The 24,095-nt window shown below is 71.6% G+C and carries 19 protein-coding genes; 11 read left to right on the top strand and 8 right to left on the bottom strand.

From position 1 onward, the window contains the following. Positions 1 to 14: 14 nt before the first annotated feature. The 4 genes from ACFPM7_RS29915 to ACFPM7_RS29900 all read left to right on the top strand — a co-directional run bounded on the left by ACFPM7_RS29915 (position 15) and on the right by ACFPM7_RS29900 (position 7,959). Positions 15 to 2,876 (top strand): cell envelope integrity TolA family protein, encoded by a 2,862-nt coding sequence (locus tag ACFPM7_RS29915; RefSeq protein WP_378251196.1) that lies wholly within the window; start codon positions 15 to 17, stop codon positions 2,874 to 2,876. 31 nt (positions 2,877 to 2,907) lie between these two features. Further along, positions 2,908 to 4,299, top strand: coding sequence for a hypothetical protein (locus ACFPM7_RS29910; protein WP_378251195.1), 1,392 nt, complete (start codon positions 2,908 to 2,910; stop codon positions 4,297 to 4,299). Between the two features lie 70 nt (positions 4,300 to 4,369). Then, positions 4,370 to 7,552, top strand: a complete 3,183-nt coding sequence (locus ACFPM7_RS29905; RefSeq protein WP_378251194.1) for a COG1361 family protein — start codon at positions 4,370 to 4,372, stop codon at positions 7,550 to 7,552. Positions 7,553 to 7,626: 74 nt separating this feature from the next. Continuing rightward, a complete protein-coding gene (locus ACFPM7_RS29900; protein WP_378251193.1) occupies positions 7,627 to 7,959 on the top strand; it encodes a hypothetical protein in 333 nt (110 codons plus the stop codon). 46 nt (positions 7,960 to 8,005) lie between these two features. Here ACFPM7_RS29900 and ACFPM7_RS29895 read toward each other — a convergent pair whose 3' ends face one another. Then, complete coding sequence (locus ACFPM7_RS29895) at positions 8,006 to 9,154, bottom strand: S1 family peptidase (RefSeq protein ID WP_378251192.1); 1,149 nt, start codon at positions 9,152 to 9,154, stop codon at positions 8,006 to 8,008. A 335-nt stretch (positions 9,155 to 9,489) separates the two neighbouring features. On the opposite strand from ACFPM7_RS29895, the gene ACFPM7_RS29890 reads away from it, so the two are divergent. Together ACFPM7_RS29890 and ACFPM7_RS29885 are read left to right on the top strand one after the other, a co-directional pair. Continuing rightward, complete coding sequence (locus ACFPM7_RS29890; RefSeq protein WP_378251191.1) at positions 9,490 to 9,642, top strand: hypothetical protein; 153 nt, start codon at positions 9,490 to 9,492, stop codon at positions 9,640 to 9,642. A 47-nt stretch (positions 9,643 to 9,689) separates the two neighbouring features. Beyond that, on the top strand, positions 9,690 to 10,907 hold the full coding sequence (locus ACFPM7_RS29885; RefSeq protein ID WP_378251190.1) for a geranylgeranyl reductase family protein: 1,218 nt from the start codon (positions 9,690 to 9,692) through the stop codon (positions 10,905 to 10,907). Here ACFPM7_RS29885 and ACFPM7_RS29880 read toward each other — a convergent pair. Then, positions 10,904 to 12,949 carry an amylo-alpha-1,6-glucosidase gene (locus ACFPM7_RS29880; protein ID WP_378251189.1) on the bottom strand — a complete coding sequence of 682 codons (2,046 nt, stop codon included), beginning with the start codon at positions 12,947 to 12,949 and terminating at the stop codon, positions 10,904 to 10,906. The genes ACFPM7_RS29885 and ACFPM7_RS29880 overlap by 4 nt on opposite strands. A 188-nt stretch (positions 12,950 to 13,137) precedes the next feature. Between ACFPM7_RS29880 and ACFPM7_RS29875 the strand changes: the two genes are divergently transcribed. The 4 genes from ACFPM7_RS29875 (at position 13,138) to ACFPM7_RS29860 (ending at position 17,364) form a co-directional block, all read left to right on the top strand. Further along, entirely contained in the window at positions 13,138 to 14,187 is a 1,050-nt protein-coding gene (locus ACFPM7_RS29875; protein ID WP_378251188.1) for a LacI family DNA-binding transcriptional regulator, read from the top strand. An 84-nt stretch (positions 14,188 to 14,271) separates the two neighbouring features. Next, positions 14,272 to 15,507: a sugar ABC transporter substrate-binding protein gene (locus tag ACFPM7_RS29870; protein WP_378251187.1), complete on the top strand. Its 1,236-nt coding sequence runs from the start codon at positions 14,272 to 14,274 to the stop codon at positions 15,505 to 15,507. A 4-nt stretch (positions 15,508 to 15,511) separates the two neighbouring features. Then, positions 15,512 to 16,546 carry a carbohydrate ABC transporter permease gene (locus ACFPM7_RS29865; protein ID WP_378251186.1) on the top strand — a complete coding sequence of 345 codons (1,035 nt, stop codon included), beginning with the start codon at positions 15,512 to 15,514 and terminating at the stop codon, positions 16,544 to 16,546. Then, a complete protein-coding gene (locus ACFPM7_RS29860; protein WP_378251185.1) occupies positions 16,543 to 17,364 on the top strand; it encodes a carbohydrate ABC transporter permease in 822 nt (273 codons plus the stop codon). Before ACFPM7_RS29865 ends, ACFPM7_RS29860 begins: the two co-directional genes overlap by 4 nt. A gap of 248 nt (positions 17,365 to 17,612) precedes the next feature. On the opposite strand, the gene ACFPM7_RS29855 is transcribed toward ACFPM7_RS29860, so the two are convergent. Both ACFPM7_RS29855 and ACFPM7_RS29850 read right to left on the bottom strand, forming a co-directional pair. Further along, a complete protein-coding gene (locus ACFPM7_RS29855) occupies positions 17,613 to 18,419 on the bottom strand; it encodes a TSUP family transporter (RefSeq protein ID WP_378251184.1) in 807 nt (268 codons plus the stop codon). A 305-nt stretch (positions 18,420 to 18,724) separates the two neighbouring features. Beyond that, the gene (locus ACFPM7_RS29850; protein ID WP_378251204.1) at positions 18,725 to 19,606 is read right to left on the bottom strand and encodes a LysR family transcriptional regulator ArgP; all 882 of its coding nucleotides are present in this window, start codon (positions 19,604 to 19,606) and stop codon (positions 18,725 to 18,727) included. Positions 19,607 to 19,675: 69 nt separating this feature from the next. Here ACFPM7_RS29850 and ACFPM7_RS29845 point away from each other — a divergent pair, with 69 nt between their 5' ends. Beyond that, on the top strand, positions 19,676 to 20,290 hold the full coding sequence (locus ACFPM7_RS29845; RefSeq protein ID WP_378251183.1) for a LysE/ArgO family amino acid transporter: 615 nt from the start codon (positions 19,676 to 19,678) through the stop codon (positions 20,288 to 20,290). 6 nt (positions 20,291 to 20,296) lie between these two features. Here ACFPM7_RS29845 and ACFPM7_RS29840 read toward each other — a convergent pair whose 3' ends face one another. The 4 genes from ACFPM7_RS29840 to ACFPM7_RS29825 all read right to left on the bottom strand — a co-directional run. After that, the gene (locus tag ACFPM7_RS29840) at positions 20,297 to 21,571 is read right to left on the bottom strand and encodes an RNA polymerase sigma factor (protein WP_378251203.1); all 1,275 of its coding nucleotides are present in this window, start codon (positions 21,569 to 21,571) and stop codon (positions 20,297 to 20,299) included. After that, the gene (locus tag ACFPM7_RS29835; RefSeq protein ID WP_378251182.1) at positions 21,571 to 21,990 is read right to left on the bottom strand and encodes a YciI family protein; all 420 of its coding nucleotides are present in this window, start codon (positions 21,988 to 21,990) and stop codon (positions 21,571 to 21,573) included. The genes ACFPM7_RS29840 and ACFPM7_RS29835 overlap by 1 nt, the downstream gene beginning before the upstream one ends. Before the next feature lie 138 nt (positions 21,991 to 22,128). Then, on the bottom strand, positions 22,129 to 23,370 hold the full coding sequence (locus ACFPM7_RS29830; protein WP_378251181.1) for an extracellular catalytic domain type 1 short-chain-length polyhydroxyalkanoate depolymerase: 1,242 nt from the start codon (positions 23,368 to 23,370) through the stop codon (positions 22,129 to 22,131). A 127-nt stretch (positions 23,371 to 23,497) separates the two neighbouring features. Then, the coding region (locus ACFPM7_RS29825) for a nitroreductase family protein (RefSeq protein WP_378251179.1) at positions 23,498 to 24,095 on the bottom strand (598 nt) is incomplete at its 5' end.

Here is a 24,095-nt window from a genome sequence, read left to right as displayed (position 1 = left end):
GCACGAGGAGAGCCATGCCCGCCGTGGACATCCCCACCAAGTACCCGTGGCTGCGCACCGACCCGGGCACGCTGTCCGGCGAGCCGCCGAGCAAGGTCAGCGGCATCATCGCCAGCAACTGGGAGCAGGTGTTCGGCGAGTGGCTGCGCGGCACCACGGGCGGCCAGCCGAACTGGCAGTCGATCGACGCCAACTCCGACGAGAACGGCGTCATCGCCCAGTACGTGCGCCTGGGCTTTCCGAGCACCACCGACGAGGAGCGCGCGGCGCTCGTCGCCAAGTTCCAGGGCGCTTACGGGTCCTTCCGCTTCGACATCGCCAACATCCAGCGCTCGGTCGCCGACCGGGCCAAGGAGATCAAGGCCGCGGCCAAGGCCGCGAACCAACCGGTGCCCAGCGACCGGGACGCGCGCAAGAAGGCGGGCCACGAGGTCGCCAAGACCGTGATGCGCGCGCAGCTGAAGGCCCAGAGCAACCGGTTGGGGGACATCAACGTCGCCCTGGTGGCGAACTTGCAGCTCAAGACCTTCCAGACCTCCGCGTTGCAGCAGTTCAAGATCGCCATCAACAGCCTGGACGAGGCCAAGTGGGACGAGGTCCCCGAGGACCCTGCGGAGGATTCGGCGAAGCCGGGCCGCAAGCCCAGCCCGGAGAAGGCCGTCGCGATGGCGGCCCTGCGCGACGCGGGCACCGCCATGTTCGCCGCCTACGGCCGGGTGAGCGCGGTGATCGCGCAGATCGCCAGGCTGGACGGCGCGGCGATCCCGGAGGGAACCGACACCGAGCTGGCCGAGGCCATGATGGAGTTCGGCCAGGCCATCGCGGCCATGTCGCGCAGCATCGGCGAGGCGTCCCGGCTGTTCGGCAAGTGGATCAAGCGCACCACGCGGGCGTTCATCAAGGAGAACTTCGCCGCCATCCACCCCGGCATCGCCACCGGCTTCTTCGCGATGAGGACCCTGCTGGCCCTCGCTTCGTCGGTCGGCTCCGCCTTCCCCGAGTTCGGCGGCGTCGTCCTCAGCGCGGCTTCCGCCGCCGAGGGCCAAGTGGAGAACTGCATCATCTTCTTCATGGCCTGGGAGGGCGGCAAGGACACCGAGACCCAGAAGAAGTACGCGCTGCGCGAGTTCGAGGTCAGCAAGGAGTACAAGGACAAGCTTCTGGTCAAGTCCGTGGAGTACAAGAAGAAGTTCGACGACGCCGTCGCGAGCGTGACCACCGACATCGTGGCCAAGGGCGTCGGAGTGGTCACCGACAAGATGAAGGCCATGGCCTCCGCGGGCCTGGGCACGGGCCGGACCGAGGACCTGACCCGCATCGCGAGCGACGGTTACGAGTTCCTCGGCCCGATGATCGACTTCGGCAAGGAGATGGCGGGCGTGCCGTCCGTCGACCCGGTGTCGATGCTGACCGACACCACCCCGGTCCTCGGTCTGGCCAAGAACGGGATGGACACGTTCTTCGGCGTCGCCGAGCTGTACGTCGCCTACCACTCCGAACTGGTGGACAGGGCCGACGTCACCGCCGAGGACCGCGCGCGCATCGAGGCGCTGATCGACGCGCCCCCGCAGAACGAGAGCTACGTGCTGTTCGCGCTGGGCAAAGAAGTCGAGCTGATCAAACCCGTCGGGTTCCCCAGGACCCAGGTGCGCTCGGGCGGCGTGCTGTTCACCGTCAACATGGAAGACCTCTCCGTCACCATCTCCGACCCATCGATGTTCAACGACGAGATACGCGGCTACGCGCAGAAGTGGGCCAAGAACCCGCCCAACGACAACAACGGCCTGCGCTACATGGGTGTCCTGTACATCCCGGACTGGAGCACGTTCCAGCTCGACCCGGCCGAGCAGAAGAAGTCGCCCTTCCGCGCCACCGTCAACGCGGTGCACCCCGCGAACAGGGGCGATGAGGACTGCGCCCTGGTGGTGGCCGTCGACCTCGACTTCAACGAGGTCGCCATCCTCTCGTCGAGCTACGTGCCCGTTCCCAGCGGGCTTGACGACACCATCGAGTACAACGCCAATCCGCCCAAGGGCAAGCCCGCCCACCCGCTCACCTCCGACGTCGTCAAGATGCACTTCGCGGGCAAGTCGGTGGCGTTCAACGGCGTCGACTACATCCTCGGGCAGGAGGGCGCCGTCGTCATCGACCACCCCGACGACTGGAGCCTGATCGGCTTCACGATGGAGGGCACCGCCGCCGACGGCTCACGGTCGCTGCTGGAGCTGGACTACACCCCCGGCCTCGCGCTGCGCGCGTTCAAGGCGACACCGCTGCCCGGCGCGGCGGCCGACCTCGCCGCCTTCGACGCGCTCATCGCGGCCAACGAGGCCCAGCAGAACACCCCGATGGCCCAGTTCAAGCACGCGGGCGCGATGGCGGCGAAGACGATCGGCGACGAGGCCGCGGCCAAGCAGGCCTACTCCGAGGTCGCCAAGGCGGAGAAGGCCGCGCCCGAGCAGCTCAAGCACGCCGAGCGGGCGCTCGGCCGCGCCGTCAAGGACGCGGCGAAGGCCGCGACCGAGGTGACCAGGACCAAGACGGTGGCCGCCGACGCCAAGGCCAGGGCCGACGCGGCCCCGACGAAGACCGCGCTCGCGGACGCGAAGGTGAGGGCCGACGTGGCCGTCGGCCAAGCCGTGGCGCGCAAGGCCGAGGCCGACGCCGAGGTCCAGACCCGCACCGAGGAGCGCGATCACGCGCAGGCCGAGATCCCGCGGCTCAAGGCGGAGGTGGACGCCAAGAAGAAGGCCCTCGACGTGGCCACCGCCGCGAAGCTGGCCGCCGACACCGACCTGAAGGCCAAGCGCAAGGCGGCGGGCGTGCCCGAGCAGAAGACCGGGCTGAAGACGACCTTCGCCGCCCTGCGCGGCTGACCACCCCTGGCCGACCTGAAGTGAGGACACCATGACCGCACCCGACATCGACCAGGACGAAGCAGTCGACGCCGATGACGCCGCTGACACCGCTGGGCTCGCGCTGAGCGACCAGGACACCGAGCTGATCAGGACGAGCCTCGCCGCCGCGAGCGCGCGCCAGCCCACCGTGCACCTGCTCCCCGGTTCCGAGGAGCTGGTGTGGGCGGGCAAGGACGGGGAACGACACCTGCTGGAGGTCGGCGGCTACTCCGTCATCCTCGACACCGCGACCGGGGTGATCGAGCCCGTCGACCAGGAGGCGGTGCGCCAGCTCGCCATCCTGCGCCTTGGCGAGGTGCACGGCGAGGGCGCGGAGTTCCCGGCGGGCGAGCGGACCGTCGCGTTGGACTACAGCACCCTCCAGTTCGTCGCCGAGGCCGACGGGATCGCCACCGCGACCGCGCTGACCCTGCCCGACGACACCGGCGAGTCCGTCCAGGCGACGCTGAGCATCGATCTCCAGTGGGGCGTCACCCTCGCGCCGCTGAGCGCCCCGGACTCCGCGGCGGGAGAAGACGCAGGCGGTGAGGAAGGCACCGGGGACGAAGGCGCCACAGAGGAAGCCGCGGCCGAGGAGGGCGCCGGGGATGAGGCGCCCACGATCGACGGGAACTACCTCGGCTCCTACTACGGCGACTCGGAGTTCCCCTTCGATGGCCGTGGCTTCGTGATCAGCTGGGACACCTGGGAGGTCGACCAGACCACCGAGGACGGCATGGTCGGCGGGCGCTGCACCGCCACCAGCGACGGCGCCCAGTACGAGCTGTACGCCTACTTCTCCGGCGAGACCGGCATCCAGGTCGTCCAGGCCACCCCCACCGGCGACGGCGACCCCGACGAGGAGGGCGGGGGCATCACCAAGGAGTACCTGGCCGGCTACTACGGCAGCGACCGCATCGAGTTCGAGGGCGCGGGCATCGTCGTCGACTGGGACACCTGGGAGCCCGACCAGACCACCGACGAGGGCCTGATCGGGTCGCCCGCCAAGGGCACCGACGACGACGGCGTGGAAAACGACCTCTACCTGTGGTTCGACCCGGCCGAGGGCATCCAGATCGTCTCTGCGGAGAAGGTCGGCGGGCCCGCCGAGCCCGAGCAGGTCGACCCGCGCCTGCACTTCGCCGAGGTTCTGGTGCCGGACCTGCGCGAGCACTGGTCGCGCACGGACCGGCTCCTGCGCGACACCTCGGGCAAGGAGTACGACGTCTCCGCCTGGCTCGACGGCGACTACGAGAGCGAACCGGAGTTCGAGCACTTCGACGGCGAGAACTTCTTCCTGTACATGCGCATGTCCACCAAGGACGACGCCAGGCGCGTGCGCTGCCTGCTCAAGGTGCGCGACGTCGAGCAGATCACCGTCGAGGACGAGCAGTCCGCCTGACCCGACCGGCCGCCCGCACCCGCCCCGCGGGCGGCCGGTCGCCACCGCCCCAGTAGTCCCGGGAGGGACCGTGTACCGCGCCTGGCTCGTGATCGCCCTGCTCCTCGTCGTGGTCGTGCCGACGCTCGACCTCGACCCGGTCACGCCCCCGCCGCCGGAGCCCGCGGCCCGCCCCGGCCTGCTGCCCCCGCCGCCCCCGCCGACGCTGGAGCCGGACTACCGCGACGCGGTGTTCGGCGACTTCCGGCTCGCGGGCAACAGCGCCCTGCGCTGCCCGCTCGACGGCGAGGAGTCCGGCGGCGGCAGCCCGGCCGAATGCGCGGCGGCGACGGCCAACGACGGTGGCGGGGGAGGGCTGCTCGACGCCGGCTCCAACAACGGCGGCTACTACATGCATCTGGCCGATGTGGACGGCCGCGCCGAGACCTTCACCTCCAGCACCGCCGCGGTCGACATCCCCGCCGGGGCGAGCGTGCGCCACGCCGCCCTGCACTGGGGCGGGCACACCGGCCGGTTCATCGGCTTCTCCGGCGTCAACTGCGTGCGCCCGCTGCTGTTGCAGGGCGAGCCCCCGCCACCGCCCGCCGCGCCGACGCCCGCCGAGCAGCAGGTCAGCATCGCCGTCGGCGGCGGCGCACCGGTCCAGGTCCCGCGCGACCCGGACAACCTGCGCACGACCGGCGGCCTCACCGAGCCGAGCGAGATCTACACCGACTGGGCCGACGTCACCGCCCTGTTCGGCTCCGCGCCCGCCTCCGGCGGCCCGCTGGAGATCACCGTCGGCAACGTGTGGACGCCCACCGGCCCCGGGTGCGCGGCGGGCTGGTCCATCGTGGTCGTCTTCGGCTACGACGAGCCGGTCGATGACTACCCGCTGCCGCGCGTCATCGACCTCTACACCGACGACCTGCCCGCCAGCGGCGCTCTGCTGCCCGGTCTGGTCGAGCCGCTGGTCCCCGGCTTCCCCAGCCTGATCGACGACCTGCTGCCCGGCCTGGTCCCCGGGCTCACCGGCTCCAGCGTGATCCTGCCCGGCATCACGCCGCAGCGCTCCACCGCCGACATCGCCATCGGCGTCACCGCCTACGACGGCGACTGGCGGCAAGGCGGCGAGCGGTTCAGCGTGGACAACACCGCCATCACCGAACCCTGCCTCGGCGACTCGGCCGAGGACTTCTTCGGCTCCTGCGCGCTCGGCGCGGTCGACCCGCTGGACCCCGACCGCACCACGACGAACAACATGAGCGTCGACGCCAAGGTCGTGCGCCCGCAGCTGCCCGACAACGAGACCGGCGAGATCGAGGTCGCCGTCGACAGCGTCGTGGACTTCGTGGTGCTGCAGAACCTGGTGCTCGCCGAGACCGTCGCCCCGGCCATCGGGATCACCAACACCGGGCCGGCCGAGCCGGTGCGCCAAGGCGACCTGGCCACGTTCGCCGTCGAGGTCCGCAACGACGGAGGGCTGCCGCTCTCCGACATCGAGCTGACCCACACCAGCGACCCGGAGACCGGGCCGGTGCGGTGCACGCCGGAGGTCATCGCGCCTCTGCAGCCGGGACAGTCCCGGCAGGTCACCTGCGTGCAGGCGGCCGGGGGCGTGGACTTCACCACCACCGCGACGGTCTCCGGCGCATACCTGCTGGGCACTGGCGGGGAGCGGCGCGAGGTGACGGCGTCGGCGTCGGCCGAGGTCGCCGTGGTGGCCGCGGACTACGCCGTCGAGCGGGTGCCCGACCGGCTGGTGGTCCGGGCGGGCGAGCCGGTGGAGTTCACCGTCCGGCTGATCAACAACACCGATGCCGAGCTGACCGGCGTCGAGTACGCCGACGGCGCCGCCACCTGCCCGGCGCCGCCCGCCGCCCTTCCGCCGAGGTCCGCCGAGGTCCTGGTGTGCACGGCTGTCGCGCCCGCGGAGACGTTCACCAGCTCGGGGCAGCTGACCGGGGTGGACCCGCTGGGGCAGACCGTGGTCGTGACCAGCCAGGAGGTCACCGTCCGGGTGATCGACCCGGCGATCGCGCTGGTGCAGGACTCCGACAAGGACGTGATCTACCGGGGCGACTCGGTGACCTTCACCTTCACCGCGACGAACACCGGCGCCGACCCCGACGAGTCGCTCGTGGACGTCCGGGTGACGGCCGAGGCGCTGCCCGGCTGCGAGACCGAGCCCGTCGCCGAGCTGCCCCCGGGCGCGTCGGCCGAGTTCACCTGCACCGCCTCTCCCGCGCGCACCGTCGAGGTGCTGCCGGAGGTCACCGCGGTCGACTCGGCGGGCGGTCCCGTCACGGCCGCCGCCGAGCCGCGCACCGTCACCGTCCTGGACCCGCTGATCAAGCTCACCCAGCGCGTCGACCGGCCCACGGTGCGGGTGAGCGAGGAGGTCGTGGTGACGTTCACCGTCGAGCACGTCGGCACCGCCGAGGACGGCCCGGTCACCGACGTGCGGATCGCCAGCCCGACCCTGCCGCCGGACTGCATGCCGGAGGCCGTCGCGCGGCTCGCGCCGGGGGAGTCCGCCGAGCGCACCTGCGCGGCGGCGCCCGACCGCAGCTTCGACAACCGCGCCGAGGCCAGTGCCGTCGACGTCGAGAACCGCCTGATGCGCGCCGCGGCCGCGCCGCTTCGGGTGACCGTCATCAACCCGGCGCTGACTATCAGCGCGACGGCGGAGCAGACCGAGGTCAAGCACGGCGCCGAGATCGACTTCGGCGTCACGGTCCGCAACATCGGCGACGTCCCGCTGACCCTCGCCGTGACCAACGACCTCGCCCGCGACTGCGACTTTGCCTTCACCGGGCAGGGCCTGCGCCCCGGCGCGGCCAACGCCCAGTACTGCAAGGCGAGCGCCCCCACCGACGAGTCCGCGGCCGACGCCACCAACACCGCCACCTTCACCGCCGACCCCACGCCCGCCACGGGCGACACCGGGGACCCCATCACCGGTTCCGACGACGCGGTGGTCACGCTGCTGCCCGGCCAGGCCCCGCCCGGCCAGGAACCCGGCACCGACCCGGTCACCGGGGGCGGGGGAGGCGGCAACGGCGGCGGTGGCGGTTCCTCGGACTCCGGTTCGGACTCCGGCGGCTCGTCGGGCGGCTCGGACCCGGACCTCGCCGAGACCGGCGCGTCGGTGGCCATCCCGCTCGGCCTCGGGATCAGCCTGGTCCTGCTGGGCTCGCTGGCCCTGCTGGCCACCTCCCACCGCCGCCACCGCGAGGACGGGTTCCTGGCCCGCTGGTGGCCGACCAACTGACCCCGGCGGGCACGCCGTGGCCGGAGGAGCCAGGCTGGGGGAGTCGGTCCGACGGGGACAGGGGTGAGGTGACTGTGGACGCGCGAGGGCTGTGCGCTCTGCTCGGCGGGGACTCCGCGGCGCGGGCGGCGTGCCGTGCGGCGGTGGAGGACGGCGCGCGGGTGGACGACCACGGGGAGGGCGGGAAAGCGGTGGCGCTGACCGGTCTCGCCGTCCGCGCCCGTCGCCGCCCGCCCGCCGACGTCCTCGGCCTGGACGAGTGCCTCGCGGACCTGGCCGACTGGACCGGCGACGTCGTCGTCGCGCTGACCGTCGACCACACCTCGGAGACCGGCTACCACTTCTCCGTGTTCCTGGACGGGGACCGCACGCGCGTCGTCGGCTGCCTCGGCGTCCGCTCGTGGTGATGGCCGGACCGGCGAGCGCCGGTCCGGCCAGTCACGACAGTGGTGATCAGGTGAGGATCAGGCTCAGCCCGTAGGCGGACAGGATCGGGTTGACCTCCTGGTAGAAGGTGACCCCGCCGGAGCTGCAGTTGCCCGAGCCGCCCGAGGTGACGCCCTGCGCCTGGTTCGCGCTCAGCCAGGAGCCGCCCGAGTCGCCGGGCTCGGCGCAGACGGTCGTGCGGGTCAGGTTGTAGACGATGCCCTGCGGGTAGTTCACCGTCTGCCCGCGCGCGACGATCGTGCCGCACCACATGCCGGTGGTGGAGCCGGAGCGGCAGATGCCGGAGTTCACCGCCGCCTGGGCGGAGCCGCGCACGTAGTACCAGTAGCCGTCGTAGCCCTCGACGTAGCCGTGCAGGTTGACGCCCGCGTTGGTGCGGACCCAGCCGTAGTCGTAGTAGGGGAACGTGGAGCCCGCGAAGGACCCGAGGACCGCGCCGTTGCTGTCGCTGGCCGTCGCGCCCACGCCGCCGCAGTGGCCCGCGGTGACGAACCCGCCGTGCACGGCGAAGCCGACCGAGCAGCGCCCGGCGAAGTTGATGTAGTATGGCCACCCGCCGACCACGTCGGCCAGCGGCTGCGGGGAGTGCTCCTCCTCCACGACGCGCACCGAGGGGTGGAGGTCGGCGGCCGCGCCGACGAACTCCTTCGCCGCGGTGTCGAGCTTGTGGCGGTTGACCGTGATGACGACGCTGTTGGTGCGGACGTCGACGTACCAGCCGTTCACGGCCGCGGGGGCGTTCTTGCCCGCCATGCTGTCGATCCCGGTCTTGGCGGAGTCCAGCGCGGCGCTGCTGTGCCGCACCGTCCGCACCTGGAAGTCGTGCCCGGCCAGCGCCTCGGCCTTCGCCGGGTCGGTCGTCTGGGCGATGAGCCGGTTGCTCGCGGGGTCGAACCAGCTGCCCGCGTAGGTGGACCCGAGCAGGCCCGCCGCGGTCTTCTCAGCGGTGCGGGCCTTCTCCTCGGCGGCCAGCCGGGACCGCACCTCCTCGGCGGACAGGCCGAGGTCGCGCTGGAGGGCCTTGGCCATCGCGGTGCTCACCTGGGGCGCGTTCTCGGTGACCTGGACCGTGGCCGCCTGGGCGGGCAGGACGGCGGTCACCGCCATGGCCAGGGCTCCGATGACGGCGATGCGGATGCTTGGCGCTCGTCTCATTCCGTTCCTTCCAACCGCGCAGGGGGACGGGTGTCCGCGCGCCACCACGACCGGGAGCAGGCACGGTGCGAGCGTGACATGCTCACAGGTTGATCAAGCAGTGGGAAAACCACGGACAGAAACGCAACATAGCTCCCGTTTCGCCCGACCAGGTACCTCCGTCGGTGTGACCGCTATCCGCCGCTCTCGCGCTTGCGACGACCGGACGAATCCGCTGCGCCGCCCTGGTCGGTGGCGTCCACTTGGGACCTCCGCCCGCCGGGGGAGGACGATGGCGCCATGGTGGAGATCAGCGCGCCTGCCGAATCGGACCGCGAGCCCTGGGAGGCACTGCGGTGATCGACTGGGTGGCGCGCGACGCCGCGGGGAACGGCCTCCCGGCCCTCTGCTGGAACACCCTGGACGACATCCCGGCCCGCGCCCTGTACGACAGGGTCGGCGCGCTCCAGGACGGGATGATCGTCTACGCCTGCCGGCGCGATGCCTGACCGGACTCGTCCGGCGGAGACCGCCCGCTGACCGTACCGTCGCAGCAGTGGCGGGTGAGTGGGATCTCGTGGTCGTCGGTGCGGGCCCCGCGGGCTCGGCCACGGCACTCGCCGCGCTGCGCGCCGACCCCGCCGCGCGCGTGCTGCTGCTGGACTCCGCCGACTTCCCGCGCGACAAGGTCTGCGGTGACGGCGTCGCCCCGCACGCCATGGACGTACTCGCCGACCTCGGCGTCGACATCGCCGAGCTGACCGCGGGGACAGAACCGGTCACCCGGCTCACCGTTGTCTCACCAGGGGGAATCCGGTTCGCCCGGCCGTTCGCCCGCCCAGCGTTCGTCGTGCCCCGCGTGCTCTTCGACCACCGGCTGCTGTGCGCGGCCCAAGCCGCGGGGGCTGTGCTGCGCAAGCACCGGGTGCGCACGATCTCGGCGGGCGGTGGCCGTGGGGCCGGCGTGGACGCGCCGGTCGTCATCGACGGCGGAATCCGCGCTCGCGTGGTCGTGGGCGCGGACGGCGCGGAGTCGGTCATCCGACGGCAGTGCGGCGCCCGGCCCGCCCCGGCGGGCACCGTCGCCATCGCCGTGCGCGGCTACGCGCCCGCGCACGCCTTCGTCCGCGGCGAGCAGCTGCTCACCCTGGCCGCCGAGCACTGGCCCGCCTACGCGTGGGCGTTCCCCGTCGGCGACGGCACCGCCAACATCGGCTACGGCGAGGTCATCCGCCGCGACCCCCCGACCCGCAAGCACCTGACCGAGCGCCTGCACGCCCTCGTCCCCGGCCTCGACGGGGTCCCCCTGCGCGGCCACCGCCTGCCCCTCTCACCCGGCCGCCCCGAGATCGCCCACGGCCGGGTCCTGCTCACCGGCGACGCCGCATCCCTGATCAACCCCCTGACCGGCGAGGGCATCTACTACGCCGTCCTCTCCGGCAGCCTCGCGGGCGCAGCCGCGATGACCCAGGACCCCGCCCGCGCCTACCGGCACTCCCTGCGCCACGCTCTCGGCACCCACCTGCGCCACACCACCCTGCTCGCCCGCCTCACCCGCCACCCCTGGCCACTGGACCTCGCCGCCGAAGCCGCCCGCGCCGACCGGCGCGCCTTCGACGGCATCACCGAGATCGGGCTCGGCGCGGGAACCCTCGACCGCCACCTGCTGGCCGCCCTCGCCACCGCCCTGCCCCGGTTCCGGAGCCGCCGCGCGGGGCGGCCGCACTCGCGGCAAACCGGTGCGGGTGACCGCAAAGACGCAGACGTCGACTAGGTGATGACGCGGAAACCAGGCGGGCACTGCTCAACCGTCACCACGCCCGACCGGTCAACCCGAACCGTCAACGGCGAGCCCGCGACACTCAATCCGCTCACCCTGATCCCGCCGACTGGCCCCGGCCGCGGCGGTCGCACCGTGATGGTGCGCCCGGGCACGTCCACCGCGAGCCCCAGCACCGTGCACAGGATCGTCACCGCGCCCGCGGCCGACCACGCCTGCGGACGGCACGCCGCCGGGTACGGGACCGGGCGGGCGGTGTCCTGGGCCGCGAAGCCGCCGTAGAGCTCCGGAAGGCGCCAGTCGAAGTGCTCGGCGGCGGCGAGGAGCTGGGTGGCCAGGCCGGTGGCGTGGGTGGGGTGGTCGGCGGCGGTCAGGCCCGCGATGACGATCGCGGTGTCGTGGGGCCAGACGGAGCCGCAGTGGTAGCTGAGCGGGTGGTAGGCGTCGTTGGTGGTCGACATGGTGCGCAGGCCGAAGCCGGAGCTCATGTCCGGGGCGAGCAGGCGCGCGGCGATCGTGGCGCTCTCGTCGGCGGTGAGCAGGCCGCTGCCGAGCAGGTGGCCGATGTTGCTGGTCAGCGAGTCGACCGGCTTCTTGTGCGCGTCCAGGGCCAGCGCCGGGTAGGGGCCGGTGCCGTCGCCGACCCAGAAGCGGGCGCGGAAGGCGGCCGCCAGCGACGACGCCGCCGCGGTCAGCGGTTCGGCGTCGTCGGGGTGGCCGAGTGCGCTCAGCAGGGCGGCGGCCTTGGTCAGGGCCTCGTGGTGGTAGCCCTGGACCTCGGCGAGGGCGACCGGGGCGTCGGCGAAGGCGCCGTCGGCGGAGCGGATGGCGTCGCCGGAGTCCTTCCAGCCCTGGTTCGCCAGGCCGCGGCCGGTGTGGTCCTGGTACTCGGCGAAGCCGTCGCCGTCGGGGTCGGCGTCGGTGGTGATCCACCGCAGGGCGGCGCGCAGGGCGGGCAGCAGCGCGCGGACCTGGTCCTCGGGCATCCCCCAGCGCCAGGCGTCGTGCAGCAGGCACACCCACAGCGCGGTGGCGTCGATGGTCCCGTAGTAGAGGGCGGGCAGCGCGAGATCGCCGGTGACGAACTCCCCGCGCCTGCGCTCGTGCGGCATCTTGCCGGGGGCCTCGCCCGTCTGCGGGTCGTGCCGGGTGCCCTGGGCGCGGGCGAGGGTGCGCAGGGTGCCCGCCGCGAGGTCGACCGACACCGGCAGCAGCATGCGCGCGGCCCACAGGCTGTCGCGCCCGAAGAGGGTCAGGAACCAGGGCGCGCCCGCCGCGGCGAAGGCGTCGTCGGGGTGGCCCGCCTCGCTCACCAGCAGGCCCGCCAAGTCGGACATCGACCGCTCCAGCAGGCGCGCCAGCCGTGGGTCGTCGGCGGTCACCGCCAGCTCGGGCAGTCGCGCCGAGGTGGCGGTCAGCGGTGACCCGGGGTCGTGCACCACCAGTTCCCACTCCAGGCTCGCCGAGCCCCGAGCGGGCAGGGCGGCCGTCCAGTCCACCCGCAGCCGCGTGCCGTCGGAGTCCATCCGCGACCCCGGCGCGCGCACCCGGCCGCGCAGCCCGCGCGCGCTCCACGTCGCCACCCCGGCGTCGACGGTCACCGGCACCGGCGGGGGAGCCGCCCGCCCCGACTTGATCACCTCGACCGGCGCGAAGTCGGCGTCGACCAGCAGCCGCACATCCAGGTCCAGTTCCACCGGGGCCGCGCTGACCAGGGTGAACCGCTCGCGCAGACCGGTCGCGGTGACGGTCCGCTCGCGGCGCAGCCACACCAGCGGATCGGCCCCGTCACCGGGCACGCCTCGACGGTGCACGGCGACGAACTCGCTGGTCCCCGGCCCGCGCTCGGTGTGGGAGACGGCTTCGGGCTCGACACCGTCCACGGTCAGCACGGCGCTGCGCAGCACCCGGACGTCGCCGTGGAGCACGCCCTGGGTCCCCTCCGGCCGGATCTGCCCGGAGCGCGATCCGAGCGCGACCGTCGGCGCGGCGACCGCGGTGGCCAGATCGTGCAGCAGCGGCTGGAGAGAGGGCAAGGCGATACCTCCGGCGACGGGGTGGGACGACTGGATTGGATCGTTCCAAGGCGTGCGGTGTCAAGGCTCGGACCGGCCCTTGACACGGCCGAGGCGGGGGTGCATGGTTCGGTCATCCCCGGCGATTGGAGCGATCCAAGAGCCGGTTCTTGGATCGATCCAAGCGGGAACGAGGAGCTGGACGGCACATGGGAACGCTGGACCGCGCCGAACACGACCGGCCCCGCGCCACGCTCGCGAGCGTGGCGGCGCTGGCCCAGGTCTCGCCGCAGACGGTCTCCAACGTCCTCAACGCGCCGCACCTGGTGCGCGCCGACACGACCGCCAGGGTGCGCGAGGCCATCGACGAACTCGGGTACCGGCCGCTGGCGGCGGCCCGCCAGATGCGCACCCGCCGCTCGCGCATCATCGGCCTGCGGCTGGAGCCCCTGCGCGACGGCATCAACGGCGTCGTCCTCGACCGCTTCCTGCACGCGCTGACCGAGGAAGCCCAGTCCGGCGGCTACCGGGTCATGCTGTTCACCGCCCACGACGACGCCGACGAGATCGCCCAGTACGGCGAACTGCTGGTCACCACCAGCATTGACGGCTTCGTCCTCACCGGCACCCACCACGACGACCCGCGCACCACCTGGCTGACCGAGCGCGCCGTGCCGTTCGTCGCCTTCGGCCGTCCCTGGTCCGACGACCCCAGGGCCGCCCGCGGGCACAGCTGGGTGGACGTGGACGGCGCCTCCGGCACGCGGGCGGCCACCGAGCACCTGCTGGCCGAGGGCCACCGCCGGGTCGGCTACCTCGGCTGGCCCGCGGGGAAGGGGGTCGCCGACGACCGGCGCCGCGGCTGGCGCGAAGCCGTGGACCAGCACCTCGGCGACCTGCGCGCCGCCGCCGACGCCTGGGAGATCCGCAGCGAGGACGGGGTCGCCGCGGGCATCAGCGGCGCTCGCGCCCTGCTCGGCAGGCCCAATCCGCCCACCGCCCTGGTGTGCGCGTCGGACTCCCTGGCCATCGGCGCCGCCGCGGCGGGCGGCGGGCTGACCGTCATCGGCTTCGACGACACCCCGGCCGCCGCCGCGATGGGCATCTCCAGCGTCGCCCAGCCGCTGGTCGAGGCCGCGAGGAACTGCTTCGCCCTGCTGCACGAGCGCCTCGACGCCCCCGACGGCGCGCCGCCGCCGACCGCGCAGCGCCTGCTCGCCCCCGACCTCGTCCTCCGCGCCGGCACACCCCCGGCGTAGCCGCACCCACACCTTCACCCGAGCGAGACCGCGGCGGCCGCCGCGGCGATGGCCCCTGCCCGCACCCGTTCACTGGAGAACACCATGCACCTGCCCCGCCGCCGCGCGCGAACCGCGGCCGTCGCCGCCGCAGCCGCGCTGACCCTGTCCGCCTGCGGTTCGGGCTTCGAGGACAGCGCCGAAGGCCCGACCCAGACCCCGGGCGCGGACCTGACCGTCCTCATCGGAGCCTCCGGCGACGCGGAGAAGAAGTTCGTGGAGGACGCCGTCGCCGCGTGGTCGGCCGAGTCCGGCACGAAGGCGAGGGTGCTGGTGGCCTCGGACATGGCCCAGCAGCTCAGCCAGGGCTTCACCTCGGGCCAGCCCGCCGACCTGTTCTACCTGACCAACGACACCATGCCCGCCTACGCCGCCAACGGCTCGCTGGAGCCGATCCCGGACTCCTTCGCCCGCCTCGCCGACTTCCAGGAGCCGATCAAGCAGTCCTTCACCTACGACGGCCTGCTCTACGCCGTGCCGAAGGACTTCTCCACGCTCGCGCTGCTGATCAACGAGAAGTCCTGGTCCGCGGCCGGGCTCACCGACGCCGACGTCCCCACCACGTGGGAGCAGCTGGAGACCGTCGCCCGCAAGCTCACAACCGACAAGCAGGCCGGCCTGACCATGGGCCCGGAGTTCGCCCGCGCGGGCGTCTTCCTCGCCCAGGCGGGCGGCTGGCTCACCGCCCCCGACGGCGCGGTGACGGCCAACTCGGCGGAGAACGTGCGCGGCCTGGAGTTCGCCAAGTCCCTGCTGGCCGACGGCTCGCTCCGGTTCTCCTCCGACCTCGGCGCGGGGTGGGGCGGCGAGGCCTTCGGCAAGGAGCTGGCGGCCATGACGATCGAGGGCAACTGGATCGTCGGCGCGATGAAGAACGACTACCCCGATGTCCGGTACCGCGCCGTCGAGCTGCCCGCGGGCCCCGGCGGCAAGGGCACCATGCAGTTCAACGGCGGCTGGGGCATCGCCGCCCAGTCGAAGAACAAGGACGGCGCCCGCGCCCTCGCCGAGTACCTGACCCACCCGGACCGCCAGCTCGCCGCGGCCGACGCGTTCGGCGTCATGCCGTCGGTCACCACCGCCGCCGAGCAGTGGAAGTCCAGGTTCCCCGAGCAGGCCGCGTTCCTCGCGGGCGGGGAGTACGCGCGCAGCATCCCGCCCATGGTCGGCGTCACCGACGTGATCAGCGACCTCAACGCCCAGTTGGAGACCCTCAAGGGCGGCGACCCGAAGAAGATCCTGGACAGCGTGCAGACGAACCTGCAAGCCATCGCGAAGTGACGCGGTGACCACACCAGTGAAGCCCCGGCGTCGCGGCGGGCTCTTCGGCCGCGACGCCGTCGCGGGGTGGCTGTTCATCGCGCCCGTGGTCGCCATCCTCGGGCTGTTCCTGGTCCTTCCGGTGCTGACGGCGGCGTGGGTCAGCGTGTCGGACTGGACCGGCCGCGGCAGCCCGCTGTCCTCCCAGGTGGACTTCGTCGGGGCCGACAACTACGCCAGCCTGCTCACCGAACCGGGCCTGCCCCAGCGCGACTTCGGCACGGCGATCCGCAACAACACCTACTACGTGCTGATCGTGGTGCCGATCCAGACCGCCGTGGCGCTCCTGCTCGCCCTCCTGGTCAACAAGCGCCTGCTGGCCGCCCGCGGCTTCTTCCGCACGGCCTTCTACTTCCCCTCGGTCACCAGCTCGGTCGCGATCACGGTCCTGTTCCTGTTCCTCTTCTCGGCGACCGGCCCGGTCAACCAGATCCTGGCCGTCTTCGGCGCCGACGGCCTCAACTGGTTCGCCGACCCGCGCGGCGTGCTGCACCTGGGCCTGGAGTCGGTCGGGGTGGACGCGCCCGCCGCGCTGACCGGCGGCGGCCTGTTCGGGCTGTCGTGGTGGGAGTGGCTCTCCGGGCCGAGCGTGGCGCTGTGCGTGTTCGTCATCATGGCGGTCTTCACCACATCGGGCACGTTCATGCTGCTGTTCCTGGCGGCGCTGCAGAACATCCCGCCCGAGGTGGAGGAAGCCGCCGTCATGGACGGCGCGAACTCCTGGCAGCGGTTGCGCCGCGTCACCCTGCCACTGCTGCGGCCGACCCTGTTCACGGTGCTCACCCTCGGTCTCATCGGCACCTGGCAGGTCTTCGACCAGATCTACACCGGCACCCAGGGCGGCCCGGCAAAGACGACGCTGACGCCCGCCTACCTGTCGTACAGCTCGTCCTTCCTCAACCAGCAGTGGGGCCAGGGCGCGGCCATCGCGTTCATCCTCTTCGCCATCATCGTGGCCCTGACCATCGTGCAGCGCATCCTGCTGAGGAACCGCACATGACCCGCCCCGCGACAATCCTGACCTACGCGGCCCTGATCGCCCTGGCCACCCTCTACATAGGCCCCTTCCTGCTCGACGTGGCCAACTCGTTCAAGACGGAATCCGAAGCCGCCACCGACCCCCTGGGCCTCATCCCCGCCACCGCGACCACAGCCGCCTACCAACGCCTCTTCGCCGCCGATTTCCCCACCTGGCTGACCAACTCCACGGTCATCACGGTCCTGGTCACCCTCGGCCGCGTGTTCTTCGACAGCCTCGCCGGCTACGCCTTGGCCCGCCTGGACTTCCGCGGCCGCGGCGTCGTCTACGCCGCCGTGATCGCGGTCATGGCCGTGCCCGCGGTGGTCCTGCTGATCCCGAAGTTCCTCGTCATCAACCAACTGGGCATGTACGACTCCTACGCGGGCCTGATCATCCCCCTGCTGGCCGACGCCGCCGGGATCTTCATCATGAAGAACTTCTTCGAGTCGATCCCCCGAGCCGTGGAGGAGGCGGCGACCATTGACGGCGCGGGAACCTTCCGCCGCTTCTGGTCAGTGGTCCTCCCCATGGCCAGACCCGCCGTCATCACCATCTTCATCCTCTCCTTCCAGGCGTCCTGGAACGAGCTGTCCCACTTCATCGTCGCCGCCCAAGACCCAGAACTCACCCCCTTGACCAAGGGCGTCGCCCAACTGGCCTCCGGCCAACTCAGCCAAGGAACCCAGTACCCAATCAAACTGGCCGCCGCCGCGATCATGACCATCCCGGTGGTAGTCGTCTTCGCCATCTTCCAACGCCGCATCATGCGCGCTTCAGTAGGCGCGGTGAAGGAGTAGCGCCACTCGCGCCGTGCAGATGCTCTGATCGCGGTGCCGCTGTCCGCAACGCCGCCGACCGCCGAACCCTCCCAGGTGTCCGATGGGGTGGAGTCGTTTCGGTGGGGGAGAAGAATCGCCGCCAAACTGGCGTGCGCGGGACCGGCTTGCCGGTCACGTTGATCGCAACCCCGCACACCTGGCCAGAGGGCATCAGTGAGCGTTGACTTGCCGTCGGCGGACAGGCTGATCCCGGGAGAATTCCCTGGTCAGCTGTGTCGGGCGAGCTTGAACGCTGAGGCCAAGAGGATCAAGCTCAAAGTGGGTACGAGGATCAGGTCGGGTATCACGCCTAGGAGTAGGCCACCTATCAGGGCACCTGTGACCGAACCGGCGATCATGAGCGCGGTGAACCGGAGGTTCTGGCGTAGGACGGCGAAGCTGTTGTCTCGGCTGTAGCGGGTGAATGCGACGAGCATGGTCGGCAGCGAGACGAGCAGGGACAGACTGCCTGCGGTTCTGATGTCGATTCCGTAGAGCAGCACAATCGTGGGGATCAAGAGTTCTCCGCCTGCCACTCCCATGATGGCTGCGACGACGCCGATGCCGAATCCGGCAGCCACGCCTGCCGCTGTCTGGATTGGCGCGGGGAGAGCCAGGGAACTGAGGCTGGTCAGGTGCGTAATGATCAGTGCTGCGGCCATGAAGGCCATGAGTGCGCTTAGAACCTTGTAGAGCGTCGCTGTGCGCATCCTCAAGGCCCAGGTTGCTCCTGCCCAAGCGCCGAGCAGGCTCCCGGCGAGAAGGTTCAACGCGACTGCCCAGTGTGGGCTGAGTTCGGCGGCTGTGACAGTCGCCAGGCGCGCCGGAAGGGCGGTGAGGACGACCACAAGACTCATCGCCTTGTTGAGGATGACCGCAGAGAGAGCAACAAACCCGAACATCCCGATCAGCAAGGGTAGCCGGAACTCTGCTCCTCCGAGTCCGATCATGCCGCCTAGAAGCCCAACGGCCGCGCCAGCCGCGAACACGACCGGCGCGCGCCGAGTGGACGCTTCATTCTCGTTGATCGCCACGACCGTTACCTCTGCGTTCATGGGTGCCGGTTCGCACACACCGCAACACCTGCGTACCGACGTCGTCCCCCGACGACCTGCGGAAGCAGAAGACACGGGGCTGACGCCCCATGTCCCCGTCCGTCACGTGAGCCCGGCCCTCCGCCAAAGCCTGCGGGAAGGTGTCCTCAGTCCTCATCAGACACCCCGTTTCGCACTGGTCATGACCACCCCTCCCCAGCACGACCGTACCCGGTCAGGTGTGTGAGGTTCCAACTCCACCACCACGCCGCAGCAGCAACCTCCAGTCTGTGGACAACCCCCATTCACTGGTACAGAGCCGCAGCAGCCGCCACCCCCACCACCGCCGCGACGACCGACAGCGCCGGAACATCCAGTTTCCACTGCTGCCAGTACAACGGAACATCCACATAAGCCCCCGGAACCACCACCTCAACCCCCGACAACCCCACCGCATGCGCCTCAGGAACCAACCCCCACCCCAACCCCGCCGCAACCGAGTCCCGGAACCCCTCGGACGACGGAACCAGATGCCGAGCCGAACTCGCCCCCGAACCACCCAACGACCGCACGAACTCGTCCTGCAGCAGGTCCCGCTGATCAAACGCGACAACAGGCGCATCCTCCAGCCGCTCAACCAGGGAACCGCCAACGAGATACCGAGCGGCGAAGTCCGGAGTGGACACAGGAAGATACCGAGCCCGCCCAAGCCCCCGGACAGTGCACCCCGCCACAGCCTCAGCCGCGGACGTCACCGCCGCCATCACCCGCCCCTCCCGCAACAGCGCCGCGGTATGCGCCTCATCCTCCCGGTGCAGCTCAAACCGAATCAACGGCTCTCGCGGAACCTCGACCAGCGCAGGCAAGAACCACGTAGCCAACGAATCGGCGTTGACCGCGATCGACAACCGCGCCGCCCCCGCCTCGGCCAGGCCCAACTCCATCCGCAACGCGTGGTCCAACGCGGCGACCTGGCGCGCGTGCCGCACGACGACCTCCCCGGACGCGGTTGCCCGCACCGGCTTGGACCTCGTCACCAGCACCCGCCCAGCCCGCTGCTCCAGCGCCTTCACCCGCTGGCTGACCGCCGAGGGCGTCACGTGCAGCAGTGCCGCGGCGGCGTCGAAGGTCCCCGCGTCCACAACGGTCAACAACGTCCGGACCAGGTCCGGTGGCAGCTCAGACATCACGTCAGCTAACGATACGTAAGGAACATTAGCTTCACTAATCCTGATCTCGCCCATAACGTCACCACCATGAGCGCACCCGCGGTGGCGGCCGGCTTCGGCACCGGCCTGTCCCTGATCATCGCGATCGGCGCGCAGAACGCCTTCGTGCTGCGTCAAGGACTGCGCGGTCAGGGAGTCCTCGCGGTGGTGGGCATCTGCGCGCTCTCCGATGCCGCCCTCATCGCCTTGGGCGTGGCGGGCTTCGGCGCGGTCGTCTCGGCCTGGCCCGCCGCCCTCACCGTCGTCGGCCTGGCTGGCGGCGTCTTCCTCCTGGCCTATGGCGTCCTCGCCGCCCGCCGCGCGGCCTGGCCCGCCGACCAGTCCCTCGCCACGGATGGTTCCGCGGCCGGGTCACTGCGCACCGCCGTACTCACCTGCCTGGCCCTGACCTGGCTGAACCCCCACGTCTACCTGGACACCGTTCTCCTGCTCGGCTCCGTGGCCGCCGACCAGGGCTCCGCGCGCTGGGCCTTCGGCACCGGCGCCGTGCTGGCCAGCATCACCTGGTTCACCAGCCTCGGCTACGGTGCCCGCCTCCTCAGCGGACCCCTGTCGCGCCCCACCGCGTGGCGCCTGCTCGACGGCGCGATCGCCGCCACCATGCTCACCCTGGGCGCGTTCCTGATCGCCCGCTCGCTCTGAGCGGGGTCAGGCCCGCAGGTTGTCGCGCTTGCGCGTCAGGACGGCGCGCTCGCGCTCGTTGTCGCAGCGCGCGATCGCGGTGTCGAACTCGGCCCGTGCGTCCGCGGCGCGGTCCAGGCGGGCGAGGAGTTCGCCGCGGACGGTGGGCAGCAGGTGTGACTTGGCGAGCGGGCCCGCAGCCAGGTCGTCCACGATGGCCAGTGCGGCGGCTGGTCCGTCGGCCATCGCCACCGCGACCGCCCGGTTCAGGTCGACCACGGGGGAGGGGGCCAGCGTGCCCAGCGCGGCGTACAGCTGGACCACCCGGTTCCAGTCGGTCTCCTCGACCGAGCCCGCCACCGCGTGGCACTCGGCGATGGCCGCCTGCAGCCCGTACGCGCCGAGGCCGCGGCCGACCTCGCCCGCCTTGGCCAGCGCGGCGCGGCCCCGGGCGATGGCCGCGGTGTCCCAGCGGCCGCGGTCCTGCTGCTCCAGCAGCACCGGCTCGCCGTCGGGGCCGGTGCGGGCCGGGAAGCGCGCGGCGGTCAGCTCCAGCAGCGCCAGCAGGCCGTGAACCTCCGCCTCATCGGACACCAGCCGGGTGAGCACCCGCGCCAGGCGCAGCGCCTCGCCCGCCAGGTCCACCCTGATCACCTCGCCGCCGGAGGTCGGCGACGAGCCCTCGGTGAAGATCAGGTAGAGGGAGCTGAGCACCGACCCGAGTCGTTCGGCCCGCTCGGGCCCGGTCGGCGCCGCGAACGGCACGCCCGCCGCGCCGAGCGTCTTCTTCGCCCTGGTGATGCGCGCCTGCACCGTCGCCGTCGGGACCAGGCACGCCTTGGCGATCTCGTCGCTGGTCAGGCCGCCGACGACGCGCAGCGTGAGGGCCACCCTGGCCTCCCGCGAGAGCAGCGGGTGGCACGAGATGAACATCAGCGACAGCACGTCGTCATCCACCTGGTCGGCCTCCCACAGCACGTCATCGGCGTCCGGGGGCGGACCGCCGGAGTAGGCGCCGCCCTCACCGAGGCCACCGGCGAGGACGGCGTACTTCTCGTCGCGCAGCGAACGCCTGCGGAACGCGTCGATCGCGCGGCGTCGGCCCACCGTCAGCAGCCACCCCGCCGGGTTGGTCGGCACGCCGTCGCGCGGCCAGTTGACCAGCGCCTCGGCGAACGCCTCCTGCGCCAGGTCCTCGGCCATGGCGAAGTCGCCGGTGTAGCGGGCCAGCGCGCCGACGATGCGCGCCGACTCGATTCGCCACACCGCGGCGACGGCCCCGCGGCCGGTGGGGTCGGCCATCAGAGCTGACCGGTCGCCTCGCGCCACTCCCGCTCCTTGCGGACCCACTCGTTGTCCTGCGGGAACTCGTCGATCGTGGTCACCCTGCGGATCTCGGCCTTGAAGCCGGGTCCGGTGATCGGCGAGCGCTTCGCCCACTCCACGGCCTCCTCCTTGGAAGCCACGTTGAGGACCATGTAGCCGCCGAAGAGCTCCTTGGTCTCGCCGTACGGGCCGTCGGTGACGATGGGCGGCTCCGTGGAGTAGTCGACCACGACCCCGTCCTCGGCCGCGTCCAAGCCCTCCGAGGCGAGCAGCACGCCCGCGCGGATCATCTCGTCGTTGTACTTGCCCATCGCGGCGATGATGCCCTCGAAGTCGAACTCGCCCATCTTCGCGTAGGCCTCGTCGGTCGCCCGCCAGATCAGCATGTACTTCATCGCACGTTCTCCCTGCGCGTCCCGGGTCCGACCGGACCCTCTCATCCCCAGGTCGAACGGCTGGCCCGCGGATCGACACGCGCCGGAAAGAATCGTCCGGCGCGTGTCTCCGCGCTGGTCAGCGGCCTGCGCTCGACGTCAGACGACCGTACAGGGAACGCCGTTGAGGGTGAAGGCGGTGGGCTTGCCCACGTTGCCGGTGTGGGTGGCCTGGAAGCCGATGGTCGTCGCGCTGCTCGCCCCGATGGCGGCGTTGTGGCTCTCGTTCTTGGCCGTGACCTGTCCCGACGACGGGGTGAACGTCGCGTTCCAGCCGCTGGTGATGGTCTGGCCCGTGGGCAGCGTGAAGGCCAGGTCCCAGCTGTTGACGGTGGTCGAGCCGGTGTTGGTGATCGTGATGCTGTTGGTCAGCCCGCCCGTCCACCAGGTCACGCTGCTGGCGACCTGGCAGGACGCCAGGCCGAAGAAGTGGACTGCCCGCCCGGCCATGCCCGCGCCCGGCAGCGTGTGCCCGGCGCCCTGCACGGTGTACGCCTCGACCCGCATCGTCCCCGCGCCGTAGCGGCGGCGGTTCCAGCCCGGGTGCGGGATGTCGGTCGCGGTCGGGGTCTGGCTCAGGCCGAACACGTTCGTCCACTGCTCGATGGACTCCTCCAGCAGCCCGATCGGCAGCAGGGTGTCGGCGGTCCCGTGCCACAGCTGCATGCGCGGGCGCGGTCCGTTGTAGCCGACGTAGGCCGCCCTGACCGTGTCACCCCACTGCAATGGGGTGCGGTTCGCGCCGGTGCCGCCGGTGCAGGAGCTGTTCGGCGGCGGGAAGTCGGCGGCGTTGGCGAAGCAGTTGAACGGCACCCCCATGAAGGCCGCGCCCGCCGCGTACACCTCCGGGTAGAGGGCGGCCATGTGGTTGGCCATCACCGCGCCGGACGAGGAGCCCGCGAGGTAGATCTTCGTCGGATTGGCCGAATAGTTCACCGTGACGTGGTTGACCATCGACGCGATCGACACCGGATCACTGCCTCCGCCGCGCACCTTCGAGGCGGCCGACCACGTGTCGAAGCAGTTGCCGAAGCCCACGTTCTGCTGCGCGCTGGGATAGATGACGATAAAGCCGAGCCGATCGGCCAGGGTGGCGAACTGGCTGGTGGCGTAGAAGTCCGGCCCGGAACTCCCGCACATGTGCATCGCCACGACGACCCCGGGGTTCGCGGGCCGCAAGTCCGGCACGTACAGGTGCATCCGCATGCCGCCCGGATTGCTGCCGAACGAGGTGACCTCGGTCAACGCCGCCGCCGACGCCCGCGGCGCCGGCGCGACCGTCAGCCCGGCGAGGACGAGCGCCGCTCCGACGACCATCCGGAACCCCTTGGAGAAACGCATGCGCAATCAGCCTCCTGTGAGGACTTCACCGGGCAATGGCCGAGATGTCCTATGAGGACATCTCGGCTGCGGGAGAGAATACGATCTTCGGCGAAAGATACCGAGATCGACTGCGGGGCGTCAATGTTCACATTGAGGCGGTTGTGCCGGAATGGTGGGAAGATTCCTGGTTTGCCGAATGGGCTGTGAGAACCGCGCTGGAATGCGTATTCAGTGGGCTGAGGTCGTAGGGGAAGCAGCGGACGCGGGACCGGCCGATGAGGACCAGGTAGAGGAAGTCGTGACCGGCCGGCGCCTCGACGGCGGCTTCGACGGCCGCCTCGTGAACGCTGCGCACGGGTCGGGCGAAGAGTCCGTGCTCGGCGGCGGTGGAACAGACCCGCTGGCCGATCGCACCTGCGGAGCGCAGCAGCCGGGGGTAGGCGGCCGGACCGTGCGCGGTCACGGCGGCGGCGATGTCGGCGGTGATGACGACGGCGAGGTTCATGCCCGCCACGTGGACCTTGGACGGGGGGTAGCCGAAGGCGGCGGCCGTCTGGTCCATGGCCGGGGCGGGGCGGGATGTGCCGTCGGGGGAGTACCAGCCGTCGGGGAGTCCGGTGGTGTTGTGGACGGCTAGGTGGCAGTGGAGGGTGGGGTGGGTGAGGGTGGCGAGGATGGCCTGGGCGGCGGGGGCGGGGGGGGGGGGGGGGTCGGGGGAGGGGCCCAGGGGGCCGATTCCGGCG

This window comes from Actinokineospora guangxiensis, from assembly GCF_042657845.1.
GTDB classification, from domain to species: Bacteria; Actinomycetota; Actinomycetes; order Mycobacteriales; family Pseudonocardiaceae; genus Actinokineospora; species Actinokineospora guangxiensis.
Note: the sequence above shows the minus strand (reverse complement) of the source record. Positions and strands in the feature narration are given on the sequence as shown.

Coding starts and splice junctions, on each gene's coding strand:
- ACFPM7_RS29915 (WP_378251196.1), top strand. CDS start 15: ATGCCCGCCGTGGACATCCCCACCAAGTACCCGTGGCTGCGCACCGAC.
- ACFPM7_RS29910 (WP_378251195.1), top strand. CDS start 2,908: ATGACCGCACCCGACATCGACCAGGACGAAGCAGTCGACGCCGATGAC.
- ACFPM7_RS29895 (WP_378251192.1), bottom strand. CDS start 9,154: ATGAGACGAGCGCCAAGCATCCGCATCGCCGTCATCGGAGCCCTGGCC.
- ACFPM7_RS29875 (WP_378251188.1), top strand. CDS start 13,138: ATGGGAACGCTGGACCGCGCCGAACACGACCGGCCCCGCGCCACGCTC.
- ACFPM7_RS29870 (WP_378251187.1), top strand. CDS start 14,272: ATGCACCTGCCCCGCCGCCGCGCGCGAACCGCGGCCGTCGCCGCCGCA.
- ACFPM7_RS29860 (WP_378251185.1), top strand. CDS start 16,543: ATGACCCGCCCCGCGACAATCCTGACCTACGCGGCCCTGATCGCCCTG.
- ACFPM7_RS29850 (WP_378251204.1), bottom strand. CDS start 19,606: ATGTCTGAGCTGCCACCGGACCTGGTCCGGACGTTGTTGACCGTTGTG.
- ACFPM7_RS29845 (WP_378251183.1), top strand. CDS start 19,676: ATGAGCGCACCCGCGGTGGCGGCCGGCTTCGGCACCGGCCTGTCCCTG.
- ACFPM7_RS29840 (WP_378251203.1), bottom strand. CDS start 21,571: ATGGCCGACCCCACCGGCCGCGGGGCCGTCGCCGCGGTGTGGCGAATC.
- ACFPM7_RS29835 (WP_378251182.1), bottom strand. CDS start 21,990: ATGAAGTACATGCTGATCTGGCGGGCGACCGACGAGGCCTACGCGAAG.
- ACFPM7_RS29830 (WP_378251181.1), bottom strand. CDS start 23,370: ATGCGTTTCTCCAAGGGGTTCCGGATGGTCGTCGGAGCGGCGCTCGTC.